This is a genomic window from Schumannella luteola (assembly GCF_013408685.1).
Lineage (GTDB): Bacteria > Actinomycetota > Actinomycetes > Actinomycetales > Microbacteriaceae > Schumannella > Schumannella luteola.
In genome coordinates this window covers 150,238-165,380 of the sequence record NZ_JACBZY010000001.1, presented here as the reverse complement: position 1 = coordinate 165,380, position 15,143 = coordinate 150,238, and the positions used below count along the sequence as shown (strand labels likewise).

Genomic DNA, 15,143 nt, shown 5'->3' with positions numbered 1-15,143 from the left:
TCCCGCGGAAGCGGGCAACTCGGGAGACCTTCCCGCGGCGGAGGTGCCGCGAGGAGGTGGACCGGCGGAGGGCGGCCGCGGCGAAGCGCAGCCGGCCGCCCGAGCCGGCCGGGGGACTACTTCGCGTCGAGCGGCAGCAGGATGTTCTTCACGTCCTCGTTCGTGGCCAGGAACTCCTGCACGGCCGGGTCCTTGAACGCCTTGATCAGTTGCTGGATGTTCTTGCTCTTGAGGTACTTCGTGCCGACCGTCAGCTGTCCGGCGAACTCGTCCGGCGCCGCGGGGGCGAAGATCTGCTTCTCGATCGGGATGCCGGCGGCGAGGTAGTACTCGGTGTAGCCGACGGCCGCGTCGAGGTCGGGCAGCGACCGCGACTGGGCGGCGAAGTCGAGCAGCGTGAACTTCAGGTGCTTCGGGTTCGTCGCGATGTCGTTCTGCGTGGCCTTCGCCTTGTCGACGCCGTCCTTGAGCGTGATGAGCCCGGCGCGCTCGAGGATCCACAGCCCCTGGGCCTCGTTGGCCGGGTCGGAGTAGAGCGAGATGTTCGCGCCGTCGGGGATCTCGTCGACCGAGCCGTACTTGTCGCTCCAGAGTCCGAAGCCCCAGCGGAACACGGGCGTCGCCGCCGTCTCCTCGAAGTCGGGGTTCGCCTCGAGCACCTGGCTGAGCCAGAGCTTGTGCTGGTAGACGGTCGCGGCGACCTCGCCCTCGCTGACGGCGCGGTTGAGGGTGGTGCTGTCGCTGAGCCCCTTGAACTCGACCTTGATGCCGTACTTCGGGGCGACCTTCTCGCCGACGAACTTCACCAGCGCCTCCTCGGTCGCGTTGCCCTCGGCTGTCACGACGGTGAGGGTGGCGCCGTCGGTGTCGTTGGCGGAGGCCGGGGCGGCGAAGCGGGGCACGACGATCGCGGCGGCGACGCCGAGCACGACGACGGCGGCGCCGGTGATCCACGGCCAGCGGCGGCGCTTCTTCACGGTGAAGCCGTGGTCGGCGGGGGCGGTCGTGGCGGACGGAGCGGCTGCGGAGTCGGCCGCCGGGGCGGTGTTCTCTGAGTCGGACATGGGTGATCTCTCCTGGGTGCTGTGCAGGGGTGCGGGTGGGATGCGGGATCGAGGCGCGCTAGGCCGCGACGGCGACGCGCTCGGCGCGCGCGCTGCGGCGACGATCGCGCGAGGCGGGGGTCAGCGCGCGGGTGACGCGGTCGCCGAGCAGCTGGGTGGCGGCGACGGTGGCGACGAGGATCACGATGGTCGCGATCATCACGGCGTGGTCGAAGCGCTGGTAGCCGTAGGTGACGGCGACGTGGCCGATGCCGCCGGCGCCGATCGTGCCGGCGATCGCCGAGTACTCGATCATCGCGATCGTGTTGATCGTGAGCCCGCCGATGATCGACGGCACGGCCTCGGCGAGCTGGGCGGTGACGATGGCCTGCCCGGTGGAGGCGCCCGACGCGATCGCGACCTTGGCGTAGTCGCGGGGCACACCGCGCAGCGAGTTCTCGACGATGCGCGTGAAGAAGGCGATGCCGGCGATCGACATCGGCACGACGGCGGCGGGGATGCCGATGTTGGTGCCGGTCAGCAGCCGGGTGAACGGGATGATCGACGCCATCAGAACGAGGAACGGCAGCGAGCGCCCGACGCTGATGACCCAGCTGAGCACCTGGTGTCCGACGCGGTGCGGGAAGAGCCCGTCGGGCCCGAGGTTGTGCACGACCGCGCCGAGCGGCACCCCGACGACCACGACGATCGCCATGGTGACGCCGACCATGATGAGCGTGTCGCCGAGGGCGGGCAGCACGAGGGCGGGGATGTCGGGCAGCGGCACGAGGTTGCTGCCGCGGACGGGGCCCTGCAGCCCGGCGAGGGCGGCGAGCACGGGGGATGCGGCGCTCATGCGCGGGCTCCGATCAGCTCGGGGAGGTCGTCGGGGGAGGCGGGTCGCGCGGCGCCGTCGCGGTCGTCGAGCGGCGGGATCGCCGCCCCGCGCACCGCGAGGCCGAGCTCGCGCAGCGCGCTGTCGACGCCCGCCGCATCCACGGTCTGGGGGATGCCGAGGGTCGCCCGCCCGATGGCGGCGCCGTCGATCTGCTCCACGCTCGCGCCGAGCAGCGCGACGGGTGCATCGAGGCGGGCGGCCAGCCGCAGGATCCAGTCGCCGGGCACGTCGCCGGTGTAGGCGACCGACCACACGCGGTCGCCGGCGGCGGCGGGGAGCGCGAGCGGCTCGGGGCGCAGCTGGGCGCCGAGGGCGGAGTCGGGGTCGCGCAGCAGCGCGGTCAGCTCGCCCTGCTCGACGATGCGGCCGTGGTCGAGGCGCGCGACCGAGTCGGCGACCTGCAGCACGGTGTCCATCTCGTGGGTGATGAACAGGATCGACAGGCCGAGGTCGTCGCGCAGCTCGCGCAGCAGGCGCACGATCGACGCGGTCGAGTCGGGGTCGAGGCCGGAGGTGGCCTCGTCGCTCAGCAGCACGCTGGGGCGCAAGGCGAGCGCGCGGGCGATCCCGACGCGCTGCCGCTGGCCGCCGGAGAGCTGGTGCGGGTAGTGCTGGGCCTTGTCGGCGAGGCCGACGCGGTCGAGCAGCTCGGCGACGCGGGCTCGGGTCTCGGCCTTCGTCACGCCGAGGTACTGCAGCGGCAGGGCGACGTTGTCGGCGGCGGTTCGGCGCGAGAACAGTCCGTCCTGCTGGAAGATCGTGCCGATGCGCCGGCGGGCGACCCGCAGGTCTTGAGCGCCAAGGGCGGTGAGGTCGTCGCCGTTGACGACGACGCGGCCCGAGGTCGGCTTCTCGAGCAGGGTCACGCACTGGGCGAGCGTCGACTTGCCGGCGCCGGAGGGGCCGACGACGGCGAAGACGCGGCCGGTGTCGACGGCGAGGTCGAGCCGGTCGAGCACGGTGACGGCATCGGGTGCGGTGCCGTACACCTTGCTGAGCTGGTCGAGGCGGATCATGCGGCGACGATAGGCGGATGCGGGGCTGCCGCCGGTGACACGTGTCGGCATGCGACGACACGTGACGTCGGGTGTCGTCACGTGACGATCTGCGCGACAGCTGTCGGCGATCGGATCAGGGATCCGGTGCCGAACCCGGCCGTTCACCCGGGCGCGAGAGGATGGGCGGATGACTGAGACGCTGCTCGTCGCCGGCGCCACCGGCGGCACCGGAGGGGCCCTCCTGGCGTCGATCGCCGCGGGCGCGGGTGGCGCGGTTCCCGCCGGGATCCGCGCGATGACGCGCTCGACCCGCACCGCGCTGCCGGCCGGCGCCGAGCGGGTGATCGCCGACCTCGACGACGCGGAGTCGCTGCGTCGCGCCCTCGACGGCGTGCAGGGCGTCTACCTGGCGTCGCCCTCGACCGAGCGCGCGCAGGAGCAGCAGCTGCGGTTCACCGAGCTCGCCGCGGCCGCCGGGGTGAAGCACCTGGTGCTGCTCTCGCAGCTGGGCGCCGACGCCGATTCCCCCGCCCGCTGCCTCCGCTTCCACGCTGCGGTCGAGCGCGGCCTCGCCGAATCGGGCATCGCCGCGACGGTGCTGAGGTCGAACTTCTTCATGCAGAGCCTGCTCGCCGTCGCCTCGCTCGTGCGTGATCGGGGTCTGCTCGCGGCGCCGCTCGGCGCGGCCCGCGTCAGCGCGATCGACGTGCGCGACATCGGAGCTGTCGCCGCGACGGCGCTGCTGAGCGGGCGCCCGCTCGGCACCCTGACGCTGACCGGCCCCGAGGCGCTCGGCTTCGGGCAGGTGGCGGCGCAGCTGGGGGCGGCGATAGGACGGAGCGACGTGCGCTTCCTCGATGCGCCACCGGCCGTCTTCGCCGCCGCGCTGCGCTCCTTCATGCCGGCGTGGCAGGTCGACGCGACCCTCGAGGACTTCCGGTTCTACGCCACCGGCGCCGCGGCCGGGGTGAGCGACGGGGTGCAGCGCGTGCTCGGGCACGGGCCGCTGCCGTTCACGGCGTTCGCCCGCGACTACGCGCCGCTGTTCCGCTAGTCGTCAGCGGCCGCGCCGGTCGACGCGCGCGCCACGAGCTCGGGCGTGAACTCGATGCGCTGGCGGTCGACGGCGGGATCCTCGCCCTCGGCCAGCAGCAGCTTGACGGCGGTCTCGCCGATGAGCCGGCTCGGCTGCCGCACCGAGGAGATCGGCACGACCGCGGCGGTCGTGAAGTCGATGTCGTCGAAGCCGATGAGCGCCACGTCGTCGGGCACGCGCACGCGGCCCTGCATGACGAGGGCCTGGAGCAGACCCATCGCGAGCAGGTCGTTCGCCGCGAAGACGGCGTCGGGTCGGCGGCCGGCGGGGCGGGCGGCGAGCTGCTCGCCGATGCGGCGGCCCTCGAGCACCGTGAGCCCGTGGGTGGTGAGCACCTCGAGCGCGGCGTCGGGGCTGGCGTCGATCGCGCGCTGGGCGCCCTCGAGGCGGTCGGTGACCTGGCGGATTGCGAAGGGCCCGCCGACGTAGGCGATGCGGCGGCGCCCCTGCGCGATGAGGTGCTCGACGGCGACGCGCCCGCCCTCGACGTCGTCGACCGAGACGGAGCTCGTGGTCTCGTCGGCGCTGACGCGGTCGACGAGAACGGCGGGCGTACCGCGTTCGCGCAGGCGCTGCAGTCGCGGGCCCACATCGCCGACGGGCGAGATCAGCACGCCGAAGACGCGCTGCTCTTCGAAGAGGTCGAGGTAGGTCGATTCGCGCTCGGGGTTCTCGTCGCTGTTGCCGAGCAGCACGCTGAGCCCGGCGGCCGCGGCGGCGTCCTCGGCGCCGAGGGCGACGTCGGTGAAGAAGGGGTTGCGCACGTCGAGCACGACGAGGCCGAGCGTGGTACTGCGGCCGGCACGCAGCTGGCGGGCGGCGTCGTTGCGCACGAAGCCGAGGTCGCGGATGGCGTCGGTCACCTTGCGTCGCGCCGCCTCGCTGACGCGCTCGGGGTGATTGAGCACGTTCGAGACCGTGCCCACCGAGACGCCCGCGTGCTGGGCTACCTCTTTCACGCTCACGGTCATGCGCTCAGACTAGAGCCCATCCGCCCGGAATGAATCGTGCGAATCACAGATCGGCATCGGCGGGTTGCGCTCGATGGCGAGCTCGCTCTACAGTGGCACGACACCGCATCTGAATCGTTTCAAAACTACGAAGCGAGACGACGAGACCCTCGACGAGGAGGCCGGTCGTGCCCGACGACATCCCACCCGCCGCGCCCGCGACCGGCAGCACGCCGTCAGCCGGCGGCCCGAGCGGATCCGCCGCGAGCGCCGCCGACGGCACCGTCGCCACCGGCCGCCCCGCCGCGCTCGAGCTGCGCGACATCTCCAAGGCCTTCGGCCAGGTGATCGCCCTGCGCTCGGGAACGCTGCGACTCGAGTCGGGCAGCATCCACGCGCTCATCGGCGAGAACGGCGCCGGCAAATCGACGCTCGTCAAGATCATCGCCGGTCTCTACCAGCGCGACGCCGGCGAGTTCCTGCTCGGCGGCGAGACCGTCGACTTCCGCACGACGGCCGAGTCGAAGGCCGCCGGCATCGCCGTGATCTACCAGGAGCCCACGCTCTTCCCCGACCTCAGCGTCACCGAGAACATCTTCATGGGGCGTCAGCCGCTCAAGGGCCTGCGCCGCATCGACCGCGCGGCCATGCGCGAGCAGGCGCTCGGTCTGTTCCAGCGGCTCGGCGTGCGCATCCACCCCGACCGTCCGGCTCGCGGCCTCTCGATCGCCGACCAGCAGATCATCGAGATCGCCAAGGCCATCTCGCTCGACGCCCGCGTGCTCGTCATGGACGAGCCGACCGCCGCGCTCAGCGGCGTCGAGGTCGACCGGCTCTTCGCCGTCGCCCGCGCGCTGCGCGACGAGGGCCGGGCGCTGCTGTTCATCTCGCACCGCTTCGACGAGGTGTTCGCGCTCTGCGACACCGTCACCGTCATGCGCGACGGCGCCTACATCGCCACCCAGCCGATCGCCGAGACCGACACCGCGACCCTCGTGCGGCAGATGGTCGGCCGGGATGTCGCCGAGCTGTTCCCGAAGCAGGAGGCCGTGATCGGCGACGAGCTGCTGCGGGTCGAGGGCCTCACCTCGCCGCTGTTCGCCGACGTCGACCTCAGTGTGCGCTCGGGCGAGATCGTCGGGCTCGCCGGCCTCGTCGGAGCCGGACGCAGCGAGGTCGTGCGCGCCGTCTTCGGCGTCGACCGCTACGACTCGGGCACCGTCACCGTCGAGGGCAGGCCGCTCGCGCCGCACGACCCGACCGCCGCCATGCGCGCCGGGCTCGCGCTCGTGCCCGAGGACCGCCGGGCCCAGGGGCTCGTGCTCGGCACGACCGTGGCCCGCAACCTGACCATGGCGATCCGCTCGAAGCTCACGAAGGCCGGCATCCTCACCCGGGCCGCCGAGAACCAGGCCGCCCGCGTCTGGGCCAGCCGGCTCGAGGTGAAGTCGAGCGCGCTCGACGCCGAAGTCGGCACCTTCAGCGGCGGCAACCAGCAGAAGGTGGTGCTGGCCAAGTGGCTGGCCACGAACCCCAAGGTGCTCATCGTCGACGAGCCCACCCGCGGCATCGACGTCGGCACCAAGAGCGAGGTGCACCGCCTGCTCAGCGAGCTCGCCGGGCAGGGGCTCGGCATCCTCATGATCTCGTCCGAGCTGCCGGAGGTGCTCGGCATGGCCGACCGCGTGATCGTCATGCGCGAGGGCCGCGTCACGGCCGAGCTGAGTCGAGCGGATGCGAACCCCGAGACGGTCATGAGCGCCGCGACCGGAGCGGAGGCCGCCGCGTGAGCGCCGCACCCACCGTCACCGCCTCCTTCGCCCGCCGCGGCGTGCTGGGCCGCCTCAGCGCGCTCGCCGCCGCCCGCGAGACCGGCATCTTCCTCGCACTGGTGCTCGTGCTCGTCGTCACGACGGCGAAGAGCCCGAGCTTCCTGTTCAGCGCCGACGGCTTCCGCGACCTGCTGCTGACCCCGTCGACCCTCGTGCTCATCGCCGTCGGCCAGGCGATCGTCATCATCACCCGCAACGTCGACCTCTCGGTCGGCTCGATCATCGGCTTGACCGCCTACCTGACCGGCGTGCTGTTCAAGTACAACCCCGGGCTGCCCATCCCCGTCGTCATGCTGCTGGCCGTGCTGTTCGGCGCGGGCCTCGGTCTCGTCAACGGCCTGCTCGTCTCGGTCGCCAAGGTGCCGTCGCTCGTCATCACCCTCGGAACGCTGTATGCCTATCGCGGCATCAACGTCGTCTGGACCGGCAGCAACCGCATCAACGCCTCCGACATGCCCCGCGACTTCCTCGCGATCGGCACCGCGAAGCTGTGGGTGCTGCCCGTCATCACCCTCGTCGCGGTCGTCGTGCTCGTGATCGCCGCCCTGGTGCTGCGCAGCTCGCGCAGCGGTCGCGAGCTCTACGCGATCGGCTCCGACCCCGACGCCGCGCACCTCTACGGCCTCAAGGTCGGGCGCCGCGTGCTGTGGGCCTTCGTCGCCAGCGGCACCCTCGCCGGGCTCGCCGGTGTGCTCTACACGGCCCGCTACGGCACGGTCGACTCGCAGGCCGGCTACGGCCTCGAGCTGCAGGCCGTCGGCGCGGCCGTCATCGGCGGCGTCGCGATCTTCGGCGGCAGCGGCTCGGTCGGCGGCGCCGCCCTCGGCGCGGTGCTGCTGCTCACGATCAACCGGGCGCTGCCGGTGCTCGGCATCCCTGACTTCTGGCAGGGCGCCGTCGTCGGCGTGCTGATCATCGCGGCGATCATCCTCGACCGCCTGCTCGCCCTGCGACAAGCCAGAAAGCTCACGGTCATGGAGGACTCGGCAGCATGAGCACCACCGCATCCGCCGCCGGCTCGACCGGCGAGACCCGGGCCTACCGCGACTACGGCCGCCCGCTGTGGCGCCGCGTGCTGCTCTCGCGCGAGGCCGCCGTGATCGCGCTGCTGATCCTCGTCTGGATCGTCGGCTACACGCAGGTGCCGCACTTCGCCGCGCCGATCACACTGACCTTCCTGCTGCAGGACATGGCGCCCGTGCTGCTCATCGCCCTGCCGATGACGCTCATCATCATCACCGGCGAGATCGACCTCTCGGTCGCGAGCGTGATGGGGCTCTCGAGCGCGCTGATCGGCATCCTCACCCAGCAAGGATGGGCCTTCGGCGCCGCGTTCCTGGTCGCCCTGGTCGTCGGCCTCGTCGCCGGACTCGTCAACGGAGTGCTCGTCACGGTCGTCGGCCTGCCCTCGCTCGCCGTCACGATCGGCACGCTCGCGCTCTACCGCGGCATCGCGCAGGGGATGCTCGGCTCGAAGGCGATCACCGACTTCCCGTCGGAGTGGACCGCGCTCGCGACCGGCAACATCCCCGGCACCCCGCTGCCGATCGTCACCGTGCTGATCGTCGTGCTCGCCCTCGTCTTCGGGCTGCTGCTGCACTTCACCCCCTTCGGCCGCGGCGTCTACGCGATCGGGCTCAGCGCGGATGCGGCCGCCTTCTCGGGCGTGCGCATCACCCGCACCAAGATCATCGTCTTCGCCCTCGCCGGACTCGTCTCGGCCGTCGCCGGGGCGTACTACACGCTGCGCTTCGGCAGCGCCCGCGGCGACAACGCCACGGGCCTCGAGCTCTCGGTCATCGCGGCCGTGCTGCTCGGCGGCGTCTCGATCTTCGGCGGCAAGGGCGCCCTGCCCGGCGTGCTCGCCGGAGCCCTCCTCATCGGAGCGATCGCCAGCGCGCTGCGCCTCGCCGGCATCACCTCCGACGTCATCAACGTGGTCACCGGAGTGCTGCTCGTGCTCTCCGTCGTGATCGCCGGTCTGCTCGGCAAGCTGCGCTTCCGCCGGCTTCGCGTCGTGAAGAGCTGACCGACAGCGGTACCCAGCACCACCCACCACCTGCACCACACATCCACTCGAGAGGACCACTGATGCTCCCCACCAGCACCCGCAGCCTGCGCATCGCCGGCGTCGCCGTGCTCGCCTCGGCCGCCCTGCTGCTCACCGGCTGCGCCGCCTCCACCGGCGGCTCCGGCGGATCGGGCGACGGCTCGAAGAACTACCAGATCACCTTCCTGCCCAAGAACCTCGGCAACGCCTACTTCGACACCTCCGACGCCGGCGGCGAGAAGGCGATCAAGGAGTTCAAGGGCACCTACGCCGAGGTCGGCCCCGCGAAGGCCTCGCCCGACGCGCAGGTGAGCTACATCAACACGCTCACCCAGAAGCAGGTCGGCGCGATCGTCATGTCGGCGAACGACCAGAAGGCGCCGTGCGACGCGATCAAGCAGGCCCGCGACGCCGGCGTCAAGGTCGTCACCTTCGACTCCGACACCAGCGCCGACTGCCGCGACCTGTTCATCAACCAGGCCACCGCCGAGGGCATCGCGAAGGTGCAGGTCGACCTGATCACCAAGCAGATCGGCGACAGCGGCGAGATCGCCGTGCTGTCGGCCGCGGCCAACGCCACGAACCAGAACGAGTGGATCGACCTCATGAAGAAGGACCTCGAGGCGAACCACCCGAACGTCAAGCTCGTGGATGTCGTCTACGGCGACGACGACGACCAGACCTCGTTCGACAAGACGGCGGGTCTGCTGCAGTCGCACCCGAACCTCAAGGGCATCGTCTCGCCGACCACCGTCGGCATCGCCGCCGCCGCGCGTTACCTCTCGACCTCGTCGTTCAAGGGCACCGTCAAGCTGACCGGTCTCGGCACGCCGAACCAGATGCGCGAGTACGTGACCGACGGCACCGTCGAGGAGTTCGCCCTGTGGAACCCGGGTGACCTCGGCTACCTCGCGGCCTACGCGGCGAAGGCGCTCATCGACGGCGACATCACCGGCAAGGAGGGCGACAGCTTCAAGGCCGGCGACCTCGGCGAGTACAAGGTCGGCAAGGACGGCACCGTGCTGCTCGGCGACCCCTTCGTCTTCACGAAGGACAACATCGGCGAGTTCAAGTTCTGAGCCGCTGACCGACCCGGTGGCCCGGGCCTCTCGCGCCCGGGCCGCCCATCCACCCGACTGTCCTTCCACCCGACCGCATCCCCGCACCGACCGGAGGAGAGCACCATGACCCGCGTCTGCTTCCGCCTGCGCGTGCGACCCGAGCTCGTCGACGAGTACCGCGAGCGCCACCGCGCCGTGCCCGACGAGATGCTGCGCGAGATCGCCGCCTCGGGCCGCCGCGACTACACGATCTTCCTCGCCGACGACGGCGAGCTGGTGGGCGTCTTCACGGTCGACGACCTCGCCGCCTCCACCGCCTACCTCGCCGCCTCGCCCATCGCCACCGCGTGGGAGGCCGAGTCGGCCCGCTTCTTCCTCGACCTCGACGGCCGCCCCGACCAGGGGATGCGCGTGCTCGACGAGGTCTTCTCCCTCGACGACCAGCTGACCAGGAGCACCGCCTCATGACCGACTTCTCTGACATCGCCCCGCGGCTCGCGGAGCAGGCGATCGAGCTGCCCTCGTGGGCGTTCGGCAACTCGGGCACGCGGTTCAAGGTCTTCGCGCAGCCGGGCGTTCCGCGTGATCCCTTCGAGAAGATCAGCGACGCCGCCCAGGTGCACAAGCTCACCGGGCTCGCGCCGAAGGTCGCGCTGCACATCCCGTGGGACAAGGTCGACGACTTCGGCGCCCTCGCCCGTCACGCCGCCGACGAGGGCGTCGCCCTCGGCACGGTGAACTCGAACACCTTCCAAGACGACGACTACAAGCTCGGCAGCGTCACCCACCGTGACGACCGCATCCGCCAGAAGGCGATCGACCACCACTTCGAGTGCATCGACGTGATGAACGAGACCGGCTCGCGCGACCTGAAGATCTGGCTCGCCGACGGCACGAACTACCCGGGTCAGGATGACGTGCGCGGCCGCCAGGACCGCCTCGCCGACTCGCTGCGGCAGATCTACGACCGTCTCGGCGACGACCAGCGCCTCGTGCTGGAGTACAAGTTCTTCGAGCCGGCGTTCTATCACACCGATGTTCCCGACTGGGGGACCAGCTATGCGCAGGTGAGCGCGCTCGGGCCGAAGGCGATGGTCTGCCTCGACACGGGTCACCACGCGCCCGGCACCAACATCGAGTTCATCGTCATGCAGCTGCTGCGGCTCGGCAAGCTCGGCTCTTTCGACTTCAACTCGCGCTTCTACGCCGACGACGACCTCATCGTCGGGGCGGCGGACCCGTTCCAGCTGTTCCGCATCCTCGTCGAGGTCATCCGCGGCGGCGGCTACGGCGCCGACTCGGATGTCGCGTTCATGCTCGACCAGTGCCACAACGTCGAGGACAAGATCCCCGGCCAGATCCGCAGCGTGCTCAACGTGCAGGAGATGACGGCGCGCGCGCTGCTCGTCGACCGTGCCGCGCTCGACACCGCGCAGGCGGCGGGCGACGTGCTGGGCGCCCACGGCATCCTCATGGACGCCTTCTACACGGATGTGCGCCCGGCACTCGCCGAGTGGCGTGAGTCGCGCGGCCTGCCGGCCGACCCGATGCGCGCCTACGCCGAGTCGGGCTACGGTGCGGGCATCGCGGCGTCGCGCGTCGGCGGCGAGCAGGCGGGATGGGGCGCGTGAGCGGCGGCGTCATCGGCGCAGACGCCGGCGCGGCGAGCGGCGCGACGGGCGGCTCGGTGAAAAGCGAGCTCGTCGCGCGCTCGAACCGTCTCGGCTCCGACCCGCGCATCACGAACTACGCCGGCGGCAACACCTCGGCGAAGGGCGTCGAGACCGACCCCGTCACGGGTGAGCCGGTCGAGCTGCTCTGGGTGAAGGGATCCGGGGGAGACCTGGGCACCCTCACCGAGTCGGGCCTGGCGGTGCTGCGCCTCGACCGGCTGCGCGCGCTGACCGGCGTCTACCCGGGCGTCGATCGCGAAGACGAGATGGTCGCCGCCTTCGACTACTGCCTGCACGGCAAGGGCGGCGCGGCGCCGTCGATCGACACGGCCATGCACGGTCTGGTGGATGCGGCGCATGTCGACCACCTGCACCCCGACGCCGGCATCGCCTTCGCGACCGCGACCGACGGCCCGGCGCTCACGGCGGCGGCCTTCGGCGGCCGCGTGGCCTGGGTGCCGTGGCGTCGTCCCGGATTCCAGCTCGGGCTCGACATCGCCGCGATCAAGGCCGCGAACCCGGATGCGGTGGGCTGCATCCTCGGCGGCCACGGCATCACCGCCTGGGGCGACACGAGCGACGAGGCGGAGGAGCGCTCGCGCTGGATCATCGACACGGCCGAGGCGTACCTCGCCGAGCACGGCTCGGCCGAGCCCTTCGGCCCGGCGCGCGACGGTTTCGGGGCTCTTCCCGAGGCGGAGCGCCACGCGAAGGCGGCGGCGCTCGCCGCGACCATCCGCGGTCTCGCCTCACACGACAAGCCGATGGTCGGCCACTTCGCCGACGCGGACGTCGTGCTCGACTTCCTCGCCGGTGCGAAGGCGCCCGCGCTCGCGGCGCTCGGCACCAGCTGCCCCGACCACTTCCTGCGCACCAAGGTGAAGCCGCTCCTCCTCGACCTGCCGGCGGACGCGTCCATCGAGGACTCCATCGCGCGCCTGAAGGAGCTGCACGAGGCCTACCGGGCCGACTACAGCGCCTACTACGACGCCCATGCGACGCCCGAGAGCCCCGCGATGCGCGGCGCCGACCCGGCGATCGTGCTCGTGCCCGGCGTCGGCATGTTCAGCTACGGCGCGAACAAGCAGACCGCCCGCGTCGCGGGCGAGTTCTACGTCAACGCGATCAACGTCATGCGCGGCGCCGAGTCGGTGTCGACCTACACGCCGATCGACGACGGCGAGAAGTTCCGCATCGAGTACTGGGCGCTCGAGGAGGCGAAGCTGCAGCGCATGCCGAAGCCGAAGACCCACCAGGGCCGGGTGGCCTTCGTGACCGGCGCGGCATCCGGCATCGGCAAGGCCATCGCGACCCGGCTCGCCGCCGAGGGCGCCTGCGTCGTCGTCGCCGACCTCGATCTCGAGAAGGCCCGGGCGGCCGCGGCTGAGCTGGGCGGCACGGATGTCGCGATCGGCGTCGCTGCGAACGTCGCCGACGCCGCCGGCGTGCAGGCCGCGATCGATCAGACCCTGCTCGCCTTCGGCGGCATCGACCTCGTCGTGAACAACGCCGGGCTCTCGCTGTCGAAGCCGCTGCTCGAGACCACCGAGAAGGACTGGGATCTGCAGCACGACGTCATGGCGAAGGGCTCGTTCCTGGTCTCGAAGGCGGCCGCGAAGGCGCTCATCGAGCAGGGGATGGGCGGCGACGTGATCTACATCTCGTCGAAGAACTCCGTCTTCGCCGGCCCGAACAACATCGCCTACTCGGCGACGAAGGCCGACCAGGCGCACCAGGTGCGGCTGCTCGCGGTCGAGCTCGGCGAGCACGGCATCCGCGTCAACGGCATCAACCCCGACGGGGTCGTGCGCGGCTCGGGCATCTTCGCCTCGGGCTGGGGCGCCAACCGCGCCGCGACGTACGGCGTCGCGGAGGAGGACCTCGGCCAGTTCTACGCGAACCGCACGATCCTCAAGCGCGAGGTCGTTCCCGAGAACGTCGCCGACGCGGTGTTCGTGCTGACCGGGCCCGAGCTCTCGCGCACGACCGGACTGCACATCCCCGTCGACTCGGGCGTCGCCGCGGCGTTCCTGCGATGAGCGGTCGATCCGGCGCCGTCGCCGCCGTCGACCTCGGGGCGACCTCGGGTCGCGTCGTCGTCGGCCGCGTCGACGGCGCCGGATCGTCGGCGCGCGTGCACCTCGACGAGGTCGCGCGCTTCGAGAACCGCCCGGTGCGCACCCTCGACGGGCTGCACTGGTCGGTGCTCGAGCTGTACCGGGATGCGGTCGAGGGCCTCGCCGCGGCCGCCCGCGTCGCGCCCGACCTGGCCGGGATCGGCATCGACTCGTGGGCGGTCGATTACGCGTTGCTGCGCGGCGGCCGGATGCTGTCGACGCCCTACGCCTACCGCGACGAGCGCACGGCCGCCGCGGTTCCTCGCGTGCACGCCCGTGTCGCCGCCGACGAGCTCTACGCCCGCAACGGCCTGCAGCATCTCGACTTCACGACCCTGTTCCAACTCGACGCCGACCGCGAGGCCGGCGTGCTCGACCTCGCCGACCGGCTGCTGCTGCTGCCGGATCTGCTCGCCCACTGGCTGACCGGGGCGGAGGTCGCCGAGCGCACGAACGCGTCGACGACGGGGCTGCTCGGGGTCGGGCGAGGCGGTGCCGACGGCGCCGGCGGAGTCGGTGAGGTCGCGGGCAGCACCGCCGCCGACTGGGATCGCGACCTGGCCGTGCGCCTCGGCATCCCGCCGCGCATCCTGCCGCCCCTGGTGGATGCCGGCACCGAGCTCGGCGCGCTCACCGCGACGGCCGCGCGCGGGGTGGGCGACACGCGCGCCCGCGTGATCGCGGTCGGCTCGCACGACACCGCCTCGGCGATCGTGTCCGTGCCCGCGACCGAGCCCGGCTTCGCCTACATCTCGAGCGGCACCTGGTCGCTCGTCGGCGTCGAGACCGAGCGCCCGGTCGTGACCGAGGAGGCCCGCCGGGCCGGGTTCACGAACGAGGGCGGCGTGGATGGGCGCACCCGGTTCCTGCACAACGTCATGGGGCTCTGGCTGCTGACCGAGAGCCTCCGCGAGTGGGAGCGGGAGGACGGCGGCGCGCGCCCCGACCTCGGCGCGCTCCTGGCGGCCGCGGCCGAGGTGCCCGCCGGCGCCGTCGCCGAGTTCGACGCCGACGACCCCGCGTTCACGGCACCCGGCGACATGCCGGTCCGCATCGCCGCCTGGCTCACCGCCCACGACCGTCCCGTGCCGGCCACCCGGCCCGAGCTCGTGCGCTCGATCCTCGCCTCGCTCGCCACCGCATCCGCCCGCGCCGTGCACGAGGCCGCGCGCCTCAGCGGCCAGCCGGTGCGGGTCGTGCACATCGTCGGCGGCGGCAGCCGCAACGCGCTGCTCTGCCAGCTCACGGCCGACGCGACCGGCCTGCCGGTCGTCGCCGGTCCGGCCGAGGCGACCGCCCTCGGCAACGTGCTCGTGCAGGCCCGCGCCCTCGGGCTCGTGCACGGCGACCTCGAGGCGCTGCGCGCGCTCGTGATCGCGTCGAGCGAGCTCACGACCTATCGTCCTCGTACCACCCACTGAAGGA

13 protein-coding genes are annotated in these 15,143 nt (G+C 72.0%); 9 read left to right on the top strand and 4 right to left on the bottom strand.

Annotation, left to right across the window (positions count from 1 at the left end):
- Positions 1-116: 116 nt before the first annotated feature.
- Genes BJ979_RS00785 through BJ979_RS00775 form a run of 3 tightly spaced genes read right to left on the bottom strand, consistent with a single transcriptional unit; the run spans position 117 to position 2,957 of the window.
- The gene (locus tag BJ979_RS00785) at positions 117-1,064 is read right to left on the bottom strand and encodes a MetQ/NlpA family ABC transporter substrate-binding protein (protein ID WP_179564265.1); all 948 of its coding nucleotides are present in this window, start codon (positions 1,062-1,064) and stop codon (positions 117-119) included.
- A 58-nt stretch (positions 1,065-1,122) separates the two neighbouring features.
- The gene (locus tag BJ979_RS00780; RefSeq protein WP_179564263.1) at positions 1,123-1,899 is read right to left on the bottom strand and encodes a methionine ABC transporter permease; all 777 of its coding nucleotides are present in this window, start codon (positions 1,897-1,899) and stop codon (positions 1,123-1,125) included.
- The gene (locus BJ979_RS00775; RefSeq protein ID WP_179564261.1) at positions 1,896-2,957 is read right to left on the bottom strand and encodes a methionine ABC transporter ATP-binding protein; all 1,062 of its coding nucleotides are present in this window, start codon (positions 2,955-2,957) and stop codon (positions 1,896-1,898) included. Before BJ979_RS00775 ends, BJ979_RS00780 begins: the two co-directional genes overlap by 4 nt.
- Before the next feature lie 169 nt (positions 2,958-3,126).
- Between BJ979_RS00775 and BJ979_RS00770 the strand changes: the two genes are divergently transcribed.
- Entirely contained in the window at positions 3,127-3,993 is an 867-nt protein-coding gene (locus tag BJ979_RS00770; protein WP_179564252.1) for an NmrA family NAD(P)-binding protein, read from the top strand.
- Here BJ979_RS00770 and BJ979_RS00765 read toward each other — a convergent pair.
- Positions 3,990-5,006 carry a LacI family DNA-binding transcriptional regulator gene (locus BJ979_RS00765; protein ID WP_179564250.1) on the bottom strand — a complete coding sequence of 339 codons (1,017 nt, stop codon included), beginning with the start codon at positions 5,004-5,006 and terminating at the stop codon, positions 3,990-3,992. The two genes, BJ979_RS00770 and BJ979_RS00765, sit on opposite strands and share 4 nt — an antisense overlap.
- Before the next feature lie 293 nt (positions 5,007-5,299).
- Here BJ979_RS00765 and BJ979_RS00760 point away from each other — a divergent pair, with 293 nt between their 5' ends.
- The 8 genes from BJ979_RS00760 (at position 5,300) to BJ979_RS00725 (ending at position 15,139) form a co-directional block, all read left to right on the top strand.
- Positions 5,300-6,775 (top strand): sugar ABC transporter ATP-binding protein, encoded by a 1,476-nt coding sequence (locus tag BJ979_RS00760; RefSeq protein ID WP_218853536.1) that lies wholly within the window; start codon positions 5,300-5,302, stop codon positions 6,773-6,775.
- The gene (locus BJ979_RS00755; protein WP_179564249.1) at positions 6,772-7,812 is read left to right on the top strand and encodes an ABC transporter permease; all 1,041 of its coding nucleotides are present in this window, start codon (positions 6,772-6,774) and stop codon (positions 7,810-7,812) included. Before BJ979_RS00760 ends, BJ979_RS00755 begins: the two co-directional genes overlap by 4 nt.
- The gene (locus BJ979_RS00750; protein WP_179564248.1) at positions 7,809-8,846 is read left to right on the top strand and encodes an ABC transporter permease; all 1,038 of its coding nucleotides are present in this window, start codon (positions 7,809-7,811) and stop codon (positions 8,844-8,846) included. The genes BJ979_RS00755 and BJ979_RS00750 overlap by 4 nt, the downstream gene beginning before the upstream one ends.
- 62 nt (positions 8,847-8,908) lie before the next feature.
- Positions 8,909-9,946 (top strand): rhamnose ABC transporter substrate-binding protein, encoded by a 1,038-nt coding sequence (gene rhaS, locus BJ979_RS00745; RefSeq protein ID WP_179564247.1) that lies wholly within the window; start codon positions 8,909-8,911, stop codon positions 9,944-9,946.
- A 105-nt stretch (positions 9,947-10,051) separates the two neighbouring features.
- A complete protein-coding gene (locus BJ979_RS00740; protein ID WP_179564246.1) occupies positions 10,052-10,396 on the top strand; it encodes an L-rhamnose mutarotase in 345 nt (114 codons plus the stop codon).
- Positions 10,393-11,559: an L-rhamnose isomerase gene (rhaI, locus tag BJ979_RS00735; RefSeq protein WP_179564244.1), complete on the top strand. Its 1,167-nt coding sequence runs from the start codon at positions 10,393-10,395 to the stop codon at positions 11,557-11,559. Before BJ979_RS00740 ends, rhaI begins: the two co-directional genes overlap by 4 nt.
- A complete protein-coding gene (locus BJ979_RS00730) occupies positions 11,547-13,640 on the top strand; it encodes a bifunctional aldolase/short-chain dehydrogenase (protein ID WP_179564242.1) in 2,094 nt (697 codons plus the stop codon). The genes rhaI and BJ979_RS00730 overlap by 13 nt, the downstream gene beginning before the upstream one ends.
- Complete coding sequence (locus BJ979_RS00725; protein WP_179564240.1) at positions 13,637-15,139, top strand: rhamnulokinase; 1,503 nt, start codon at positions 13,637-13,639, stop codon at positions 15,137-15,139. The genes BJ979_RS00730 and BJ979_RS00725 overlap by 4 nt, the downstream gene beginning before the upstream one ends.
- Positions 15,140-15,143: the final 4 nt, after the last annotated feature.

What these genes read in the sequence shown, in the direction of transcription:
- BJ979_RS00765 (WP_179564250.1), bottom strand. Translation starts at nt 5,006, where the DNA reads ATGACCGTGAGCGTGAAAGAGGTAGCCCAGCACGCGGGCGTCTCGGTG.
- BJ979_RS00775 (WP_179564261.1), bottom strand. Translation starts at nt 2,957, where the DNA reads ATGATCCGCCTCGACCAGCTCAGCAAGGTGTACGGCACCGCACCCGAT.
- rhaI (WP_179564244.1), top strand. Translation starts at nt 10,393, where the DNA reads ATGACCGACTTCTCTGACATCGCCCCGCGGCTCGCGGAGCAGGCGATC.
- BJ979_RS00750 (WP_179564248.1), top strand. Translation starts at nt 7,809, where the DNA reads ATGAGCACCACCGCATCCGCCGCCGGCTCGACCGGCGAGACCCGGGCC.
- BJ979_RS00740 (WP_179564246.1), top strand. Translation starts at nt 10,052, where the DNA reads ATGACCCGCGTCTGCTTCCGCCTGCGCGTGCGACCCGAGCTCGTCGAC.
- BJ979_RS00780 (WP_179564263.1), bottom strand. Translation starts at nt 1,899, where the DNA reads ATGAGCGCCGCATCCCCCGTGCTCGCCGCCCTCGCCGGGCTGCAGGGC.
- BJ979_RS00725 (WP_179564240.1), top strand. Translation starts at nt 13,637, where the DNA reads ATGAGCGGTCGATCCGGCGCCGTCGCCGCCGTCGACCTCGGGGCGACC.
- rhaS (WP_179564247.1), top strand. Translation starts at nt 8,909, where the DNA reads ATGCTCCCCACCAGCACCCGCAGCCTGCGCATCGCCGGCGTCGCCGTG.
- BJ979_RS00785 (WP_179564265.1), bottom strand. Translation starts at nt 1,064, where the DNA reads ATGTCCGACTCAGAGAACACCGCCCCGGCGGCCGACTCCGCAGCCGCT.
- BJ979_RS00730 (WP_179564242.1), top strand. Translation starts at nt 11,547, where the DNA reads ATGGGGCGCGTGAGCGGCGGCGTCATCGGCGCAGACGCCGGCGCGGCG.
- BJ979_RS00770 (WP_179564252.1), top strand. Translation starts at nt 3,127, where the DNA reads ATGACTGAGACGCTGCTCGTCGCCGGCGCCACCGGCGGCACCGGAGGG.